Source organism: Obesumbacterium proteus (assembly GCF_001586165.1).
GTDB classification, from domain to species: Bacteria; Pseudomonadota; Gammaproteobacteria; order Enterobacterales; family Enterobacteriaceae; genus Hafnia; species Hafnia protea.
This window is the reverse complement of record NZ_CP014608.1, coordinates 4,607,556-4,626,616: the sequence shown is the minus strand read 5'-3', so window position 1 is coordinate 4,626,616 and position 19,061 is coordinate 4,607,556. Positions and strand designations below refer to the sequence as shown.

At 51.8% G+C, this 19,061-nt stretch carries 14 protein-coding genes; all 14 read right to left on the bottom strand.

What is annotated here, in order from left to right; genetic code table 11:
* Positions 1-96: 96 nt before the first annotated feature.
* On the bottom strand, positions 97-2,397 hold the full coding sequence (gene hypF / locus DSM2777_RS21630; RefSeq protein WP_061555126.1) for a carbamoyltransferase HypF: 2,301 nt from the start codon (positions 2,395-2,397) through the stop codon (positions 97-99).
* 165 nt (positions 2,398-2,562) lie between these two features.
* The gene (gene fdhF, locus DSM2777_RS21625; protein ID WP_061555125.1) at positions 2,563-4,791 is read right to left on the bottom strand and encodes a formate dehydrogenase subunit alpha; all 2,229 of its coding nucleotides are present in this window, start codon (positions 4,789-4,791) and stop codon (positions 2,563-2,565) included.
* A 140-nt stretch (positions 4,792-4,931) separates the two neighbouring features.
* The gene (hydN, locus tag DSM2777_RS21620; protein WP_061555124.1) at positions 4,932-5,477 is read right to left on the bottom strand and encodes an electron transport protein HydN; all 546 of its coding nucleotides are present in this window, start codon (positions 5,475-5,477) and stop codon (positions 4,932-4,934) included.
* A 446-nt stretch (positions 5,478-5,923) separates the two neighbouring features.
* Complete coding sequence (gene fdhF, locus DSM2777_RS21615; protein WP_082790904.1) at positions 5,924-8,068, bottom strand: formate dehydrogenase subunit alpha; 2,145 nt, start codon at positions 8,066-8,068, stop codon at positions 5,924-5,926.
* Positions 8,069-8,392: 324 nt separating this feature from the next.
* The gene (gene hycI / locus DSM2777_RS21605) at positions 8,393-8,920 is read right to left on the bottom strand and encodes a hydrogenase maturation peptidase HycI (RefSeq protein ID WP_040046735.1); all 528 of its coding nucleotides are present in this window, start codon (positions 8,918-8,920) and stop codon (positions 8,393-8,395) included.
* Positions 8,913-9,368, bottom strand: coding sequence for a formate hydrogenlyase maturation HycH family protein (locus tag DSM2777_RS21600; protein ID WP_061555122.1), 456 nt, complete (start codon positions 9,366-9,368; stop codon positions 8,913-8,915). The genes hycI and DSM2777_RS21600 overlap by 8 nt, the downstream gene beginning before the upstream one ends.
* The gene (locus DSM2777_RS21595) at positions 9,368-10,192 is read right to left on the bottom strand and encodes an NADH-quinone oxidoreductase subunit B family protein (RefSeq protein WP_025801579.1); all 825 of its coding nucleotides are present in this window, start codon (positions 10,190-10,192) and stop codon (positions 9,368-9,370) included. Before DSM2777_RS21595 ends, DSM2777_RS21600 begins: the two co-directional genes overlap by 1 nt.
* Positions 10,189-10,746 carry a formate hydrogenlyase complex iron-sulfur subunit gene (locus DSM2777_RS21590; RefSeq protein WP_040046737.1) on the bottom strand — a complete coding sequence of 186 codons (558 nt, stop codon included), beginning with the start codon at positions 10,744-10,746 and terminating at the stop codon, positions 10,189-10,191. The genes DSM2777_RS21595 and DSM2777_RS21590 overlap by 4 nt, the downstream gene beginning before the upstream one ends.
* A 16-nt stretch (positions 10,747-10,762) precedes the next feature.
* A complete protein-coding gene (locus DSM2777_RS21585) occupies positions 10,763-12,466 on the bottom strand; it encodes a hydrogenase large subunit (RefSeq protein ID WP_025801577.1) in 1,704 nt (567 codons plus the stop codon).
* Positions 12,467-12,536: 70 nt separating this feature from the next.
* Positions 12,537-13,472: a respiratory chain complex I subunit 1 family protein gene (locus DSM2777_RS21580; RefSeq protein WP_046449076.1), complete on the bottom strand. Its 936-nt coding sequence runs from the start codon at positions 13,470-13,472 to the stop codon at positions 12,537-12,539.
* A gap of 10 nt (positions 13,473-13,482) precedes the next feature.
* Positions 13,483-15,390 (bottom strand): proton-conducting transporter transmembrane domain-containing protein, encoded by a 1,908-nt coding sequence (locus DSM2777_RS21575; protein ID WP_061555121.1) that lies wholly within the window; start codon positions 15,388-15,390, stop codon positions 13,483-13,485.
* Entirely contained in the window at positions 15,387-16,001 is a 615-nt protein-coding gene (locus DSM2777_RS21570) for a 4Fe-4S dicluster domain-containing protein (RefSeq protein ID WP_025801574.1), read from the bottom strand. Before DSM2777_RS21570 ends, DSM2777_RS21575 begins: the two co-directional genes overlap by 4 nt.
* Positions 16,002-16,337: 336 nt before the next feature.
* Positions 16,338-17,336, bottom strand: a complete 999-nt coding sequence (locus tag DSM2777_RS21565; protein WP_061555120.1) for a LacI family DNA-binding transcriptional regulator — start codon at positions 17,334-17,336, stop codon at positions 16,338-16,340.
* A 39-nt stretch (positions 17,337-17,375) separates the two neighbouring features.
* Positions 17,376-18,383: an HTH-type transcriptional regulator GalR gene (galR, locus tag DSM2777_RS21560; RefSeq protein WP_040045195.1), complete on the bottom strand. Its 1,008-nt coding sequence runs from the start codon at positions 18,381-18,383 to the stop codon at positions 17,376-17,378.
* Positions 18,384-19,061 lie beyond the last annotated feature (678 nt).

Here is a 19,061-nt window from a genome sequence, read left to right as displayed (position 1 = left end):
TTTTTTATGGCGGGCATATCCTCGGTGAATACACACCGTGGCACCTTGATTACCGTCATTAGATGGCTGATTGATAGCATAGTGATGGCGCAACATTTACGCCTTTGCGATCGCCCTCGCATCCCATCGCTGAGCGGCGGCAATGACCGCCTGCCCTAATGCCAGAGCGCCATCTCCAGCGGGTAATGCTTGCGGAAGTAACAGCGTGAATTCAGTCAAACTTTGCTGTAACAGCTCGCGTAACAAACGGTTATGTAAAACTCCGCCAGCCATTACGATCGTGCGGCAGTTCTCTGCGTTCGCATGAACCCGCACTAAGTCTGCGAGCCCGTTAGCCAATGCATAATGAAATGCATAGGCGCGATCTTCCGGTGCGGCCTGCCAACAGAGCCATTGTTGCCAGAAAACGGCCATATCGAGATTGTTGTGCGCATCCAGCGGTAATGATACCGGCGGGTGCCGCTCTTGAGCCTGCTGTGCTAAGGCTTCTAATCGACAGGCGGCTTCGCCTTCAAAGCTGATCGCGTCTGGGCAAATTCCTAATGCCGCCGCCGCTGCGTCAAATAATCTTCCTGACGATGACGCCAGTGGGCTATTGAGCCCGCGTTCAATCGCCCGCTGCAAAACTTGCCAAGGCTGAGAAAGAATAAATTTGGCCTCAGGGTAACTTTGCCAGTTGGGAACAAAACGTAGCAACTGCGCTAGCAGGTTTCGCCACGGCTGACGAGCGGCCAAATCACCGCCTGCCAATGCAACGGCGGGTAATCCGCCCAAGCGCTGCATTTGGCGATAATCCACCCGTAAACACTCACCGCCCCAAAGGGTGTTATCTGCGCCAAAACCAATACCATCAAGCGCCAGACCAATCAGCGGCGGAGTATCTAAAGGAATACCATGCTCAACCATGCAGGCTGCAAGATGAGCGTGATGATGCTGAATAGGTAAACATTCAACGTTCAGTTTTTGAGCCTGTTTCTGAGCAAACTGGGTACTGACATAGGCCGGATGCATATCACAGGCGATCGCTTCAGAACTAAACTGATAGATTTGGTGCAGCAATTTCCATGTTTGGCCGAACTGCTGCTGTACGCGTTCGTCGCTTAAGTCACCGAGATGCTGGCTGAGCACGGCCCGATTGCCTTTTAGCAGACAAAACGTATTTTTCAGATCGCCACCGACAGCTGCCACGGCAGGCAACGATTGGAAACTCTCTGGTAAATCAATCGCGTCAGGTACGTAGCCTCGTGAGCGGCGGAGCATTTCGCTACCGTGCGGTTGCCAACGAATGACGGAGTCATCAACGCGTTGGATGATATCTCGGTTATGCAGCAGCCAAATATCTGCGATATCGGCCAGATCGTGCAGCGCCTGCGAATTGCTTAATGCGGGAGGCAAGCCATTGGCATTGCCTGATGTCATCACCAAGGGCCGCCCCATTTTTTGCATCAATAAATGATGCACGGGGTTCGACGGCAGCATGACGCCAACTTCATCCAATTGCGGCGCAATGTTATCTAATACCAAGGTAGATTTTTGCAGCAACACAATGGGGGCAGCAGGGCTGCTCAGCAGCTTGAGTAAATCGTCTGCAACGCTATCTCGGCAATAGGCACGTACCCAGCTTTCATTGGGTAACATGACGGCTAAAGGCTTGGCCGGTCGGCGCTTGCGCTGGCGCAGAAGCTGCACTGCGTGCGGGTTTGATGCATCGCAGGCCAGATGGAATCCGCCGATGCCTTTAATGGCCGCTATGCCGCCGTTAAGCAGTACATCAATCACTTCCTTCCACGCATGCGCACCCATAAAAGGCTGTCCGCCAGCGCTATTGCAGCTCCACAAATGGGGACCGCAGGCGGCACAGGCCGTCGGCTGGGCATGAAAACGCCGGTTAGCAGGATTTCGGTATTCCTGATCGCAGGTCGGGCATAAGGGGAAAACCGCCATCGCGGTGAAAGGGCGATCGTATGGCATACGCTGAATAATGGTAAACCGTGGCCCGCAATGGGTGCAGTTAATAAACGGATAGCCAAAACGTCGATTGGCCGGATCGTTCATCTCGCGCAGACATTCTGGGCAGGTGGCGGCATCGGGCACAATCTGGGTGTCCATTTGACCCTGACCGCTTTCAATAATACAGAACTCATGAGGCAGTTCACCGCCGAGCCATTCTTGCTTACTGATCGTGTCAATGCGCGCCAGCGGTGGGCATTCCTGACGTAAAAGGTGACAGAAGTGTGCGATATCTGCGGGTAAACGTAGGGCGATTAATACGCCTTGGGCATCATTGCTTACTTCGCCTTGCAGCTTAAGCCGTTGAGCCAGTTGCCAGACGAATGGACGAAAACCAACACCTTGGACTTTGCCTTTTACTCTCAGCAAGATTGCGTTGTGACTCAAGGTGGCTCCTGAAGACTACGTCATATCAAAGATGACTATTTTCCGTATTTAAACGATAAACATCTTTGATGTGGGGCAGCGTGTGTGCAAAAAGGATTAGTAAAGCGTGTATTTTCTTTATCACCTCTCCCATAAAGAGAGAGGTGATAGTAAAAGTGCTAACGATTAGGCATGAACCATCATGCGTTCAGCGTCTTCAACATGATGACGCAGGCGCGATTTCATTTCGTTATAGGTCTGAGAGGCGTAATTCTCCGCCCAATCCTGATCGATGATAGGCTCAACGCGTACCGCACAGTATTTGGTTTCTGGCGTTTTAGAAACGGGGTCCAGATTATCCTGAGTCAGCTCGTTACATGCGCCAATCCACCACTGATAAGTCATATAAACGGCACCCTTATTGATGCGTTCATTGTAGTTACAGCGCGAGATCACTTTGCCACGGCGAGATTCAACCCACAGGATTTGCTGATCACAGATTCCCATGCGCTGAGCATCTTCTGGATGCATCTGCACAAAGCCCGGTTCATCGGCCAATGTTTGCAGCGCGGCACAGTTACCGGTCATGGAGCGACATGAGTAATGGCCTACTTCACGCACGGTACACAGCACCAGAGGGAACTCTTCATCTGGGATCTCGGCCGGAGCGCGCCACGCGGTCGCGAATAGCTGACCTTTCCCTGTCGGGGTGTCGAAATGGTTGTCTTTATACAAATAAGGAGTGCCGGGGTGATCGAGCGTTGGGCATGGCCACTGTACGTGTCCCATTTCCCCAATTTTCTCGTAGGTTGCGCCGTAATACAGCGGGCACAGCTCGCGCAGTTCATCCCAGATTTCTTCGTTGCTGTTGTAGTGCATCGGATAGCCCATCTCGGTGGCTAGCAGACTGATAATTTCCCAGTCACGCTTAACGTTGCCTTTCGGCTCGATGGCTTTTCCGAAACGTTGGAATCCGCGGTCGGCACAGGAGAAGATCCCGCCGTGTTCGCCCCAGCTGGTGGCCGGTAAAATAACGTCGGCTTGCTCAGCGGTTTTAGTCATGAAGATGTCTTGCACCACCACAAACTCTAAGGCGTCAAAACCTTTGCGCACGAGGCCTAAGTCAGCTTCGGTTTGCAGGGGATCTTCACCCATGATGTAGTAGGCTTTCACTTTGCCTTCAAGAGCTAAGTGCGGCACTTCAGTAATGCGGTAGCCGACGTTAGGGTCCATATCGTCGGCATTGATGCCCCATGCTTTGGCAAATTTGGCGCGAATTTCTGGGTTTGTCACCGACTGATAGCCCGGGAATTCGTTAGGTAATACGCCCATATCACAGGCCCCTTGTACGTTGTTTTGACCACGTACAGGGCCAACGCCCACGTCAGGACGACCTAGATTACCGGTCAGTAAAGCTAAACCGGATAGGCCTTTCACTACGTCAACGGCTTGACCAAACTGAGTGACGCCCATCCCCCACATAATGGTGGCGGAAGGTGCCGCTGCGTAGGTGCGCATGGCTTGACGAATATCTTCGGCGGGAACGCCAACCAGTTTTTCGACGGCCTCAGGGCTGTAGTCGGCGACGATTTGGCGATACTCCTCGAAGCCTTCGGTGAAATTAGCCACGTAGTTTTTGTCGTAAAGATTTTCTTCAATCAGTACGTGAGCAAAGGCATTCACCAGCGCCATATTGGTGCCATTATTCATTTGCAGATGCTGATCGGCAATGCGCGCCGTTTCTATTTTGCGTGGATCGCAAACGATGATTTTGGCACCTTTTTCTTTGGCCTTAATCACGCGACGCGCCACTATAGGGTGGGAGTCTGCGCAGTTATAGCCAAAGACCAGCAGGCATTTGGAGTTTTCGATATCGGTGATGGAGTTGCTCATGGCACCGTTGCCCAGCGTTTGCTGCAAGCCTGCAACCGACGGGCCGTGGCAGACACGCGCACAGCAGTCAACGTTGTTATTGCCGGTCACTGCGCGAGCAAACTTCTGCATCACATAGTTGGTTTCATTACCTGTTCCGCGTGAGGAGCCGGTATGCATGATCGACTTCGCGCCATATTTTTGTTTGATTTCTTTTAGGCGCTGCGCGGTATAGCTGATGGCTTCATCCCAAGAGACGACTTCAAATTTTCCGCCTTTCTCTCGGCGGATCATTGGCTCATTTAAGCGCGGCGTTAGCAGTTTTGTATCGTTGAGAAAATCCCAGCCAAAATAGCCCTTCAGGCAAAGCTCACCCTGATTGGTGACGCCGTTTGCGCCTTCGGCACGGACTATTTTACCGTTTTCAACACAGAGGTTGATTTTGCATCCTGCGCCGCAGTAGGGGCAGACGGTGACGACTTTACTTTTCACAACGTCGAGATTATTGACAACGATTGAGTTATTCACTGTAGGTGAATTCATAACGAGACCTTACCCCGAACCGGGGATAATGAATGGTTGTTAATCAAGCCTTTTGGTTTTGAAGTCGCAGCATGTAAACGGCAACTTCAATCAATAGGATTCAAAACTGCATGAGATGAAAGCGTTAAAATGTGAAACCGTTAGAACATGAAATCGATTGTGGTATCGAGCGCAGCACGGCGGCGTTTTTCATTGATCATGTCTTGCATGACATTGCGGTCAATAAGCTTCAATGCGTTAGTTGGACAGGTTTCAACGCACGCAGGGCCATTGGCGCGGGTATGACACAGGTCGCATTTGTTGGCTTCAGCCTTAGACGAAACCATCATGGCAGAGGCGCCATTTTGACGAACGACCGGAGAAGTGATGACTTCCATGGTGCCGTATGGGCAAGCAACCACGCAGGTTTTGCAGCCGATACATTTTTCCTGTGACACATAGATAAAGTCTTTTTGGCGAGTAATGGCACCGTTTGGACAGACGTTGGCACAAGGGGCATCTTCGCATTGGCGACACAGGATCGCTGTACTGACGTTTTCCCCTTTAATGACGTGAATGCGCGGGGTGAAGTTGTCTTTGGACAGGTTGTGAAGTTCGCTGTCTTCACGGTGAGCCATGACGCAGGCGACTTCACAGGTGCGGCAGCCGATACATTTTTTAGGATCTGCAATGACGAACCGGTTCATCAATTAACTCCTGATTTCTCATTATATTTAGTGAGGCAGAAAGAACCTGCCTATGCTCAGATTGCTTATCGGTACTAGTAAGCACACATCATGCCAACTGTATTTGTATGGGTGTTTTTTTGTTTTAAATTATAGAGTTGCTTTCTAATCTTATTTTTTAAACGCAAAAAATAGCGCACTAAATTGCAAGCTCGACAGGGAAATTCGACATAAGTGTCGAATAATTTGCGCGACACGACATCGGCAACATTATCGTTGGAATGGAGATCTCACTCGTTGATCTTGGCGGTGATAATGGACGTGTTGATTTGATAAAAAGGCGTGGATTGCGATTTTAGGTATCTGAACTCATGGACGTTAGCGTTCTTAAAATGAGAATCCAAAATGATAAAAATGCCCCGCGTTGCTGAAAACAATACGGGGCATTTACGTTTAACGACCTAGCTCTAACCTTCTGCCGTTTCGCGCAGACGACGTTTGATATTGTCGTATTCGCGAACGACGTACTGCTCGGCGTCTTCCTGATCCTTGATGGCATCTACCGCGACGGCACAGTATTTGTACTCTGGCGTTTTGGTAATCGGGCTCAGGTTTTCTGCGACCAGCTCGTTACAGGCACCGATCCACCATTGATACGTCATATAGACCGCACCTTTGTTTGGACGGTTGCTCACGTTGGCGCGGGTAATGACTTTACCCTGACGTGAACGCACCCAAACCAGTTCCTGATCGCGAATGCCAAAGCGTTTGGCGTCTTCAGTATTGATTTGGATAAAGCCGGGTTCGTCTGCCAGTGCAGCCAGTGCCTTACAGTTACCGGTCATAGAGCGGCAGCTGTAGTGACCCACTTCACGCACGGTCGCCAATACCATTGGGAATTCGTCGCTGACTTTATCAATCGGCGGACGCCATTCACAGGTATAGAACTGACCTTTACCGTTAGGGGTATCGAAATTACCGCCTTCATACAGATAAGACGTCCCTGGGCTTTCGAGCGTTGGGCATGGCCATTGAATGTAGGCCAGATCGGCCATTTTTTCATAGGTCGCGCCGTAGTAGATCGGGCACAGTTCGCGAAGTTCGTCCCAGATTTCCTGCGTATTGTTGTAGTGCATTGGGTAACCCATCGCGGTGGACATCAGGCTAATGATCTCCCAGTCGCGTTTAACGTCACCCACAGGCTCTACGGCTTTGTAGAATCGCTGGAAACCGCGGTCGGCTGCGGTGTAAACACCTTCATGCTCACCCCACGACGTTGCAGGGAATACGACGTCTGCAATGGCGGCGGTTTTGGTCATGAAGATATCCTGAACGATCAGAATATCCAGCTTCTCAAAGGTACGACGGATCGTTGCCAGATCCGGCTCGGTCTGTAATGGATCTTCACCCATAACGTAGTGCGCTTTGATCAAACCATGGTCGATGTTATGCGGCACTTCGCTCAGCGCATGGCCGATATGGGCTGGTAGGGAAGGAACGCCCCACGCCTTGGCAAACTTCTCGCGGGCGGCTTCATCAGTAACATACTGATAGCCCGGATAGGTGTTTGGCAGCGCACCCATATCGCAAGCACCCTGAACGTTATTTTGACCACGAACAGGACCCACACCCACGTGTGCTTTACCTAAGTTGCCGGTCAGCAGCGCCAGGCTGGTAAGAGTACGAACGGTTTCGACACCCTGATAGAACTGGGTAACGCCCATGCCCCACAGAATGGTTGCCGTTGGTGCCTTGGCATACATACGTGCGGTTTCACGGATCATCTGCGCACTGATACCGGTGGTTTCTTCAACCGATTCTGGCGTATACGGCAAGACCAGATCGCGGAAGGTTTCAAACTCTTCGGTATGCTGTTGGATGAATTCACGGTCATGAAGATTTTCTTCAATGATGACGTGAGCCAGCGCATTCAGCAGTGCGATGTTAGAACCGTTTTTAAGCGGAACATGAATGTCGGCGATGCGCGCGGTTTCGATGAAACGCGGGTCGCAAACAATAATTTTAGCCCCTTTCGCTTTCGCCTTAATAATACGGCGAGCCACGATAGGGTGGGAGTCTGCGGCGTTATAACCGAAGACAAAAATGCATTGGGTATCTTCAATCTCAACGATTGAGTTACTCATGGCGCCGTTACCGACCGATCGCTGCAGACCTGCAACCGAAGGGCCGTGTCAGACGCGCGCGCAACAGTCGATATTGTTAGTACCGATGGTTGCGCGAGCAAATTTTTGCATCACATAGTTAGTTTCATTACCAGGACCGCGGGAAGAACCGGTGGTCATGATGGCATCTGGGCCGTATTTTTCTTTTACAGCCAGCAGGCGGGAGCTTGCGAATTCAATCGCTTCTTCCCATGAGACGTTTTCCAGCTTCCCACCGCGTTCACGGCGGATCATTGGTGACTTCAAGCGCGGAGTCAGGATTTTAGTATCGTGGATAAAATCCCAGCCGTAATACCCTTTCAGGCACAGCTCGCCTTGGTTCGTCACGCCATTCGCACCCTCAGCGCGAATGATTCTACCGTTATCGACCACCAGATTGATTTTGCAACCTGATGCGCAATAAGGGCAGACCGTGATGACTTTCTTCATCAACATTGCTCCTATTTTATGCGGCCGGAAGGGACACAATCCGGCTCGTATACATACCGCTCAGTAAGCCGAGCGTTATTTAATGTTTATTCATCTTTTTATATGCATGTACTGTGCCAGTTTTATACCCCTTGCGGGTGATGGCTAATACGTTGAACTATAAGGGCTCAGGGGATAGCGCGGTGCTGATCGACATCATCAAAGCGGTGACGAGTTCGACAGTTTTGTCGAAATGAGATACCCCTTTCCAGTCTCCCCCTTGGCAGGGGGAGAACAGATCACGTGAAGTGTTCAGGAAAGGGAGGGAATTTGTGGAAATGAAAATCAGCTCTGGCTACTCACCCCAAACTCATCCTCATAGGCCACCAGCAGTTCAAATCCGCCCTGATCGCCCCAGTTATTCAGGCGCTGATAGACGGTTTCGACGGCGTCTTTCACGGGCTGCATCATCGGGGCATAAAATGCGACGATGGCGGGCTGAATGCCCACAAAGGTGATATCCGGCACATCTTCACGCAGTTGCTCGATCAAATAGCTCAGCGGCAGGTTATGGGTGGTGACGATAAACAGCTCGGCAATATCTTTTTCGTCGATGATGCGGATTTCGCCGGGTTCTAATCCCATTTCAGTGGCATCGACGATGATCAAACGCTCTGGTTTCATCTCGCGAATCGCGTGGGAATAGCTTTCCGGCGACGTGCCTCCGTCGATGACGGCCCAACCGGCTATCGGATGATCGGTGACCTTTTCGGCTAACAATGGCCCTGCGCCATCGTCACCCATCATGCTGTTGCCAACGCATAACAATAGATTCTTAACGGGGTGAGCACTCTCTTCTAAAAAACTAGCCATCGCGTCTTTTCACCATCAGATAGATTGCGGGTTCATTTTCGATCATCTGCAGCGCAGCGATCAGTGCGTCTGTCCATGTCTGTTCTTGCTCATTCATCTGCGGACGCGCTTTATTTAAAGCGCAAGCCAGCAAATGCGTGTGCGTGCTGTCGATACAGATTTCGCCATAGCGAGGAAGCCCTTCCAGTTTGCGGCGTGCCGTACTCTCTTCCGGCAGCTTGGCTACCCACGCCCGATAACCCGTTAACGGGCACTCCAAACAGGTTTTCAGGCAGTCGATCACCCCAAGGTGATGGCCAATCGCGAGGCTGTAATAGATAACTTCTTTCGCTTCCTGCGGAGTTCTGTCCTCATCTTCCTTTTTTTGCACGAACTTACGGCTAAGGGAGTAGAACACAACCATCGGGTCTTGTTCGTGATAAGGCTGATTACGGGCGTGGTCAGTCATTAGAAGTTGCCTCCGCGAGCAGCATCATGGCACACCGCCTGCAGGCGAGAGATGATCTCGGTTAGGCGAGGATCATTTTCGTGCGCTAAAAACTGCGCCACGCGTGCTTCAACGGTGAGATCGTTTTGCTGGGCGAGAAGATCCATAAACTTATCGGCGATCTGGCGGCCATAGCGATAACCCGACATACGGCGTGCTTCACGATCGATCATGACGCGCAGCTGTTGTGGGATCGCCGGATGCAAGATAGCGGCCTGCTCATCTTCAGCTTGCTGGTGGTGTTCGCCTTTCAGTTTTTGATCGAGCAAACCCAGCGCCATGGCAAAGCCATAAATGGTCGCCGCAGGAGTTGGCGGGCAACCTGGGATGTAAACGTCAACCGGAACAATTTTGTCCGTGCCGCCCCAAACGCAGTACAAATCGTGGAAGATCCCACCGCTGCAACCGCAGGCACCGTAGGAGATCACGATTTTTGGATCCGGTGCGGATTCATACGCACGGATCGCTGGAATACGCATTGAACGGGTCACCGCGCCGGTAAACAGCAGAATGTCAGCATGACGTGGAGAAGGAACGACTTTGATCCCAAAGCGTTCGGTATCAAATAACGGCGTTAGCGCAGAGAAGATTTCGATTTCGCAGCCGTTACAGCCGCCGCAGTCCACGCGGTAAACGTAGGCTGAGCGACGAATATCCTTCAGCAGCGTGCTTTTGAGTTTCGCAATCTGCTCATCGACGGTGATAGGTACTGGTAAACCGTTGGCGTCGCGTGGACCGATAATCGGTGAGCCGTTGGCTGGCTGTTGAGTAATGATTTGGCTCATTGTGCCGCCTCCTGTGTCAGGTGACGTCCCAGCGTGATACGCGCTGAGTGGGTAATGTTGTTTTTACGTTTACAGTTGGGGCAGGTTTCAAACTGAGGGCGGCGCTCTTCGGCCTGCTCTTCCGTTAAATTGCCCGCCTGAACCAGTAATGCCATGGCGTAGTCGATCTCTTTTTGTGCCGCGTAAGGCGCACCACATTCAACGCAGTTGCAGACTTTGAACTCCGCGGTTTGGAACAGATCGCTTTTGTTCCATACCGCCATTTCAAACTCTTGTGACAACTTGATCGCCGCGGTTGGGCACACTTCTTCACAGCGTGCGCAGAAAATGCAGCGGCCAAGATGTAATGCCCAAGTGCGCGTACCTTCACGCGCATCGGTTTCCATGGTTAACGCATTGGCTGGACAAGCGGCAGTGCATGCGCCACAGGCGATGCACTGCTCTGGATTGTATTCAGGCTTACCGCGAAAGTTCGGATCAACCTGCATTGGCTTGGCGGGATAAGCCACCGTCGCATTGCGATGCTTAAACGCCGTTTTTAATAATTTCAGCATGGGTATTCTCCTGACCTTACTTCAGCGGTGAGTCTTTGCGTTCCAGACCATAGCGCTCGATTTCTTTGTACGGTACGGTAACGGACTTGCGTTTACGCACGTCGACCAGCGTTACGCGGTCGGTACAGGAGTAGCAAGGGTCAAGGCTGCCGATGATTAATGGTGCATCGGATACCGTGTTGCCTCGCAGCATGTAGCGCAGCGTTGGCCAGTTAGAGTAGGTGGCCGCACGGCAGCGCCAGCGGTAGAGTTTCTGGTTATCACCGGTCATCGACCAGTGAATATCATCGCCGCGTGGTGCTTCAGAGAAGCCCAGTGCGAAACGGTTTGGAATATAGGTGAAGCCTTCAACGGCCAGCGGGCCGCCCGGTAAATTATCTAAACCGAAGTCGATCATATTCAGCGCGGTAAAGACTTCGTTGACGCGCACTTTGACGCGAGAAATAACGTCGCAGCCGGTTTCCGTGTGAATTTCCATTGGCAGCAGATCGTAACCCGCAAACGGGTGATCCACGCGGGTATCACGGGCATGGCCGCTGGCGCGGATCATTGGGCCAACGTTGCTGAAATCACGTGCGATTTGCGGATCTAAACGACCCACGCCGACGGTACGCTGTTCCATATTTGGCGTGCTGAACAGGATATCAACCAGCGTTTTCACTTCGGCACGCATTTCAGCGGCCAGCTTGCGGGTTTGGATCATGTCGTCTTTCAGCAGATCGCGACGGATACCGCCGATCAGATTCAGACCGTAGGTTTTACGTGCGCCGGTGAGGATTTCAGCCATTTTCATGGATTTTTCACGCACGCGGAAGAACTGCATAAAGCCGGAGTCAAAGCCGACGAAGTGGCACGATAAACCGAGATTCAGCAGATGGCTGTGTAAACGTTCGACTTCCAGCAGAATAGAACGAATAGCCTGTGCACGTTCAGGAACCTGAATGCCCATCGCGTTTTCTACTGAAGAGGTGTACGCGGTGCTGTGCGCAAAGCCACAGATGCCGCAAACACGGTCAGACAGGAAGGTTACTTCGTTATAACCCATGCGGGTTTCAGCCAGCTTTTCCATGCCGCGATGGACGTAGAAAAGACGGTAATCGGCATCTACGATATCTTCACCGTCAACGAACAAGCGGAAATGACCCGGTTCGTCAGAGGTGATGTGCAGCGGTCCGATAGGGACAATTTTGCCACTTTTGCTTTCGTTGATGAACGGATAGGTTTCAACGTCAGTGGTTGGTGCCGGACGCTGACGATAGTCCATAGAGTCTTTGCGCAGCGGATACAGCTCATCTGGCCAATCATCTGGCAGCACCAAACGACGCTCATCGGGCAATCCAACGGGGATTAAACCGTACATATCACGCACTTCGCGTTCGCCCCAAACGGCAGCCGGAACGCGAGGCGTCACGGATGGGAACTCTAGCGTTCTTTCATCGACCAATGCTTTTACGGTGATCCAACATTTGGTGCCGGTTTCCATGGAGAGCACATAGTAAACCGCATAGCTGCCGCACAGTGGGCGTTCGTCATTGCCGAACAGAACCGATAACCAACCGCCTTGTTTGTAATACAGAAACTCAACCACTTCCGGCAACATATTGGTTTTAATGGTGATGGTTGCCTGAGTGTCTGTTTGCCAGCTTTCGTCCAGAATCGCTGAAGGGAACTGCTGACGCAGCTCCTGAATGTAATGTTGACCTGTTTTTTGCTGATTCATAAACCGTGATGCCCCGTAAGCTGAGAGGGTGAAATAGTGAGTAGGTGAGTGAAGGTTGTCATAACCGGCCTCACGCAATTAACCATGATAAGAACGCCATTGCCGCCAGACCGAAACCGGCCCAGGTGGTGTAAGACGTTTTCAGGAAGCGCAAACGGGCAACGCTGTTTTCAAACAGGGCGATAAGGGCAATCCCAACCAGCAGTTTGATAAAGGCAATGACGATTGCCAGAACCAAAGCACCCGCGCTGAAAGTGGCCATTTGACCCCAAGGGACAAAGACGCCGATGAAGAGTTGCAGAACAACTAACTGCTTAAGGCTGATACCTAATTTCAGCACGGCAAACGCCGAGCCGGAATATTCGGTCAACGGACCTTCCTGCAATTCTTGTTCGGCTTCGGCCATATCGAAGGGCAGTTTGCCCATTTCGATAAAGGTGGCAAATGCACAGGCCAGAAGGGCTAACACCAGAGCCAGTGAGGAATTCACGTCCCAGTTCAGTACGTGGAAACTCATCACACCCAGATTCGTTGAACCTGCTAATAGCGCGGCAACCCAAAGGCCTAGCATCAGAATCGGTTCAACTAAAATGCCCAGCATGGATTCACGGCTAGCGCCGATACCGGTGAAGGTACTTCCAGTGTCTAAGCCTGCAATCGCAAAGAAGAAACGCGCGACGGCAAACAGATACACCACGGTAATCAAATCGCCAATTGGTGATAGCGGGCTGATGACGGTGACAATCGGCAGGGCCGTCGCGATGGTAAGCATGGTGCCAACCATCACATAAGGCATCATCTGGAAGAACACGCCTGAAGCCGCTGGAGAAATATTTTGTCGTCTAAACAGTTTAAAAATATCGCGGTAATCCTGAAAAATATCAGGGCCGCTGCGGCTGTGAATTTTGGCACGCAGCACGCGGGAAATTCCGCTAAATAACGGAGCCAGCGCCAACAGGGCTAAAGCCTGAATCAACGCCAGCGCAAGGATAGAAAGCGAACTCATGTCATTCTCCTCAGGCGAAAATCGCCACTAGCAGCAGGGCGAGTTCAATCACCGCTAACGCTGGATAAACGCGCATTGCACCGTCACGCAGCAGACCACCGAACAGAGGCGCGGGGTTGCAAACTTTACGTAGGCGATAGATCGGGGCAAACATCACGCGCAAAGGCTGAGCGAAGCCGGTTGCCGTAACCACCATTTCCGCTTCGTGGCCATAACCGCAGGCCCATGCATCACCGTGGCTACGGCGTGGCAGGCGAGAGTTTTTGTACATACCCACGAGCAGCATTGGCAGAATAGGGAAGGCCAGCAGCAGAATGGCGATCATCGGTGTTGAAAGCAGGGTGGTATTGGTGGTGCCGGAAATCATCACCGCGCCCTGTGTCATCTGATGCGGATCGAGCATCAAGCCCAGAGAGCCTGCCGCCATTTGCAGCATGTATGGCAGAACCCAAGGTGCGCCGATACCAAATGCCAAACAGCCAATCGCTAACAATACCGGAGAGAAAAGCATGGAAGCGGGCGCGCAGCCCGCATTGGCTGCACCTTCACTGCGTGGTGCGCCTAGGAACGTTACGCCGAAGATTTTCGCTACGCACATCACGGCGAGCGCACCGGTGATGGCCAGAACCACCATTACCAGCGGAGCGATAATTCGCATGCTCACCGCGGAAGAGTGGCTCAGAGAGAATAGGGATTGGTAGGTGAACCATTCGCTGACGAAGCCATTAAGCGGGGGAAGTGCCGCCATCGACATCAGACCAATTAACATCGCAGTGGCAGTTAACGGCATACGGCGAGCGACGCCGCCCAGTTTCTCGATATCTTTCGCGCCGGTGCTGCGGATAACCGCTCCGGCACCGAGGAACAGCACACCTTTAAACAGCGTGTGGTTAACCATATGGAACAGGCCAGCCATCAAACCGAGTACCGCCAGCGTAGGTTTACCCAGCGCTAAGCCGAGCACACAGGCGGAAAGGCCCAGCAGAATAATACCGATGTTTTCTACGGTGTGATAAGCCAACAGGCGCTTGATATCGTGCTCCATCAGCGCGTACAAACCACCGATAAAGGCGGTTAACGCACCGACGATCATCAACGCGGCGCCCCACCAAAGCTGCGGCATGCCCAGCCAGTCGATGCTCAGTTTCAGCAAACCAAACAGGCCGACTTTCAGCATCACGGAAGAAATCAGCGTAGCGGCATGGCTTGGTGCGCTGGAGTGAACCTGTGGGATCCAACCGTGAAGCGGAACTAAGCCAGAAACGATGCCAAAGCCGACTAAGCCCAGCACGAAGACCCATGAGGCTAAGCCGTGGCTCAGGCTTGCAAGGTGGAATTCGCTTAACGCTAAGGTGCCGCTATGACGGTAGATAATCCAAAAAGCGGCAATAATAAGGACGGTGCCCAAACGCGACATCAGCCAATATAAGCTTGCCGCTTTACGCGCTTTGGCATCCTGTGATTGCCACACCAGCAACGCGGTGAACAGCGTCATCAGTTCCAACAGCGCAACGAAGATAACCGCGTTATCGGTTAGCACTAACAGGCTGATAGCAGCGCTCAACAGGTTCATCAAGCAACCAATCAGTGCAGCTTTCTTCGGGGCGTAACCCTTGAGATAGCTAAACGCATAAATGCCGCACAGCAGGCTCACGACCGAGGTCAGCAGCAGCATGAGGCTGTTGAGCGTGCTGAACAGCACCGGCGTGTGATTAAACAGGTTAGCGCTAACGATTTCAGGAGTAAAAGCGAGCCCTTGGCAAGCACTCCAGGTTCCTGCAACGCCCGCAACTAATGCACCTAGCGCTGCAACGCGAGCGCCAATCCAGCCTGAACCTGTTGCACCTAGTAGCAACGCCAGAATGGCTGAAATGAGATAGATGCTGAGCGTGAAGCTCAATAATTCAACGGTATTCATTGTGCGTCGGACCCCTCTGAGAATGAGCTAAACATCATCAAATCGGCATCCATTGCGTCCATCGCGTTTTGGCGTTTGGCCGCGCTCGCCTGAGACAGTTGGTTATCATCAACTAGCATGATGGCGTGAGTAGGGCAGGCACGAACGCAGGCTGGCCCTTGTTCGCTGAACTGACATAAATCGCATTTCACTGCGATGCTACGAATACCGGGATACCAATCTAAGAATGGGCTGATGCCGCGCTTGTTTGGCGGTGCAGGCAAGGCTTTTGGCGTATTGCTGTTGGCTGGAATGTGCAAAGGCTTGCTGCCGTTCATGGTGATAGCACCGAATGGGCAGGCAATACCGCACAGCTTGCAGCTCACGCACAGGCTTTCATTTAGCTGAATGGCGTCGTCGGTATGGGTAATCGCATTGACCGGGCAAACCTGTGCGCATGGCGCGTCTTCACAGTGATGGCACATGACAGGCACAGAATCGTGATTGTCTTTAACCACCACCAGACGCGGCTCAGTCTGCAGGCCATAAGTCTTATGCTCTTCAGAGCACGCGGCCATACAGGTGTTGCACCCGATACATAATCGGGGATCCGCAATAACAAAGCGGTTCATGTTCAGTCCTCTGGTTCAGACTACAAAAAGTAAAATTCCTCCTTGTTAAGCACAAAACGTGCCAGTAGGTTTTATTTCTTATTTAATCGTTATTTTTCAAATTGATGTGAAGAGTTTTTTTGCGATTTTTGTGTGTCGGAAGTGTGTCGCTGTCGACACTTGGAGGAGGGTTCGACATTAGTGTCGAAGGGCTTACTCTGCTATCGATTCGGTATATTTGGGTAATGACCCCACCCTAACCCTCCCCTTGGTAGGGGAGGGAACTGTTCGGTATGTTTGTAAGAATCTCGATCGGCCCCTCCCCCTGCGAAGGAGGAGGTTGGGAGGGGGGACTCATTATTTGCGGTTAATGACCGACTCTCTCACCTTCAACTCTCCCACAAACGGTTCTACCGGCTCAACGATTTCGCCATTGCTCAAGCGCAGCGCTTGCTCAATCGCGGTGGAAATCATTTTATCGATAGGTAAATACACCGTAGAAAGCGATGGCTGTAAATATTCCGCGCTAGGTTCGTCATCAAACCCAAACAGAGAAACATCATCAGGAACGCGTTTTCCCGCCTGATGGAGTGCGCGCAGAGCACCGATGGCCATATCATCATTACAGGCGAAAAGGGCGGTAAAGGATGGGTTCTTTTCGATAAGCTCGCGGCAGGCGTGGTATCCGCCTGCGATGCTGCTATCGCTAAAGGCAATGAAATCGTCGCGATAGGCAATGTTATTCTGCTCTAAAGCTTCGCGATAACCCGCTAAGCGCGACTGCCCTGTTGGGGTATTGATAGGTGCCGTGATACAGGCGATATCTTGATGGCCGTGAGCAATGAGATAGTTAACCACTTCGCTGGCTGCTTGCTGTTGTTCGAAGACCACACAACGCTCGCGAGCCTGAGGTAGATCGCGGTTAATCACCATCAGCGCGGGGTGCTGACTGATTAGCTGCATGAGCGCAGGTTCTTCCATAAAACGCGTATAGAGAATGATGGCATCGCAGCGGCGATCAATCAGCAGCCGAACGGCTTCGAGTTCGCCTTCAGGCGTATCATGGCCATCGGTAACAATCATGTGTTTACCGCTGGCTTCAATAAGCTGGGCAGCTTGGCGCAGCAATCGGCCAAAATAGGGGCCATCAAAGTTAGAGATGACTAAACCAATCGTATTGGAGGTCTGATTCGCCAATGCTTGCGCCAGTAAATTGGGCCGATAGCCCAACTCTTCGACCGCTTTAAATACCGCAACACGCGTGCTCTCTTTAACCTGACCGGTATTATTTAATACTCGGGAAACAGTGGCCTTCGAGACGCCAGCCTGTCGCGATACATCTAGCATGGTTATCATGAATACGTTCTCTGCATTATCCGCAAAACCTTGAGTCTATCATACCGAACGCGGTGTAGAGACCGAGTGACGACATACTAACGTTGGGCTAAACATATTCGTGGTTTCTGGCAGCGGGGATGATGTTGATAATGCCAGCGCCAGTTCTGCTGCCTGCGTCGCCATGGCGACTACGGGATAACGGATCGTGGTTAAACGTGGGCGTAGATAGCGTGATATCAGCACGTCATCAAAGCCTATTAGCGAAATTTGTCCCGGAACATCAATGCTGTTATCGCTCAGCACAGATAGCGCGCCAGCCGCCATGGGATCGTTATAGCAGGTCACGGCGGTCACTGCCTTGCCGTGGCCAAGCAGCTCAGTCATCGCTTGTTCGCCACCGATTTCATCCGGTGAACCATAGGCAATCAGCCTGTCGTCAACCGGAATATGGTGTTCGTGCAACGCGTCTAAATATCCTTGCAGACGATCGTGCGCATCGGAGATGGGGTGGTTTGAGCAGATACAGGCGATGTTTTTGTGCCCTTGCTGGATCAAGTGGCGCGTAGCGAGCCAAGCACCGTAGCGGTCATCCAGTGCCACACAGCGCGTTTCGAATCCCTGTAAAGTGCGGTTAATCAATACCATTCCCGGAATTTGCTTCATGAGATGCGCCAGCTCTTCGTCTGGGATCATCTTGGCGTGAACCACCAGCGCCGCACAGCGATGCCGGATTAATTGCTCAATCGCCTGACGTTCTTTATCGGCGTTGTGGTAACCGTTACCAATTAATAAAAAGTTACCGGTGGCATAGGCGACCTGTTCAACCGCTTTGACCATCGCGCCAAAAAAGGGGTCCGAAACGTCAGACACAATCAAACCGATTGTTTCAGTTGATTGCTGAGCCAGCGCGCGGGCATTGGCATTGGGATGATATTGCAACTGTTCCATGGCAGACATCACGGCATTGCGTGAGCTGTCGCTGGCTTTAGGTGAATTATTGATAACGCGAGAAACCGTGGCTACGGAAACACCCGCGAGTTTGGCAACATCCTTTATGGTAGCCATGGGATTGTCCAAAAATACAGTGAGGGGAAGCGGTTACACGCCAGTGTTGCGGAAAACCCCCGTCGCCGCAAGTCCCGTGCGATATCGGTTTTCAGGGATATGTCTCAGAACGACAGAAATAACACCGCTAGTTACATTTTGCCCACGAATGTTGCGATTCACAGCTGGCAGCGAATGGAACGACGTTTTAACCTAAATATCCCAGAGGTATTGATTGGTGCGATTTCAGTACATTTGTGACTGAAGCCAATGTTTACACCGACCTACGCGGATGCGTAGGTTTTTTTTTGCTTCCCCTTCGTCTTTGAAGCTGCTGCTGTGTTGGCCGCGTTCGTTCACCTGATAAATCTGCCTGGAGCAGATTTAAGCGCAGTTTACTGCGACCCCTAAGGGGCGAGGCCCATGGATGGCCGAGTAATCACTTACTTATGTAAGCTCATCGGGCTTCACTCTCTTGCCGCCTTGCCGCAACTCCAAATACTTTGGGGAAGTTTGGCGTATTTGAAGCTGCTGCTGTGTTGGCTGTCTTGCATATTTCCCCCACGGTTTTTCCCGCATTGTCCTGAGGTGTTTCGGGTTTGAAAGGTATTTTACATATCGTTGCATTTTGAATGGTTATCTTGCGATAAATGCATAGTGATGCAGCCGAATGTCTTCTACATTAGCCGTCCCAGAGGT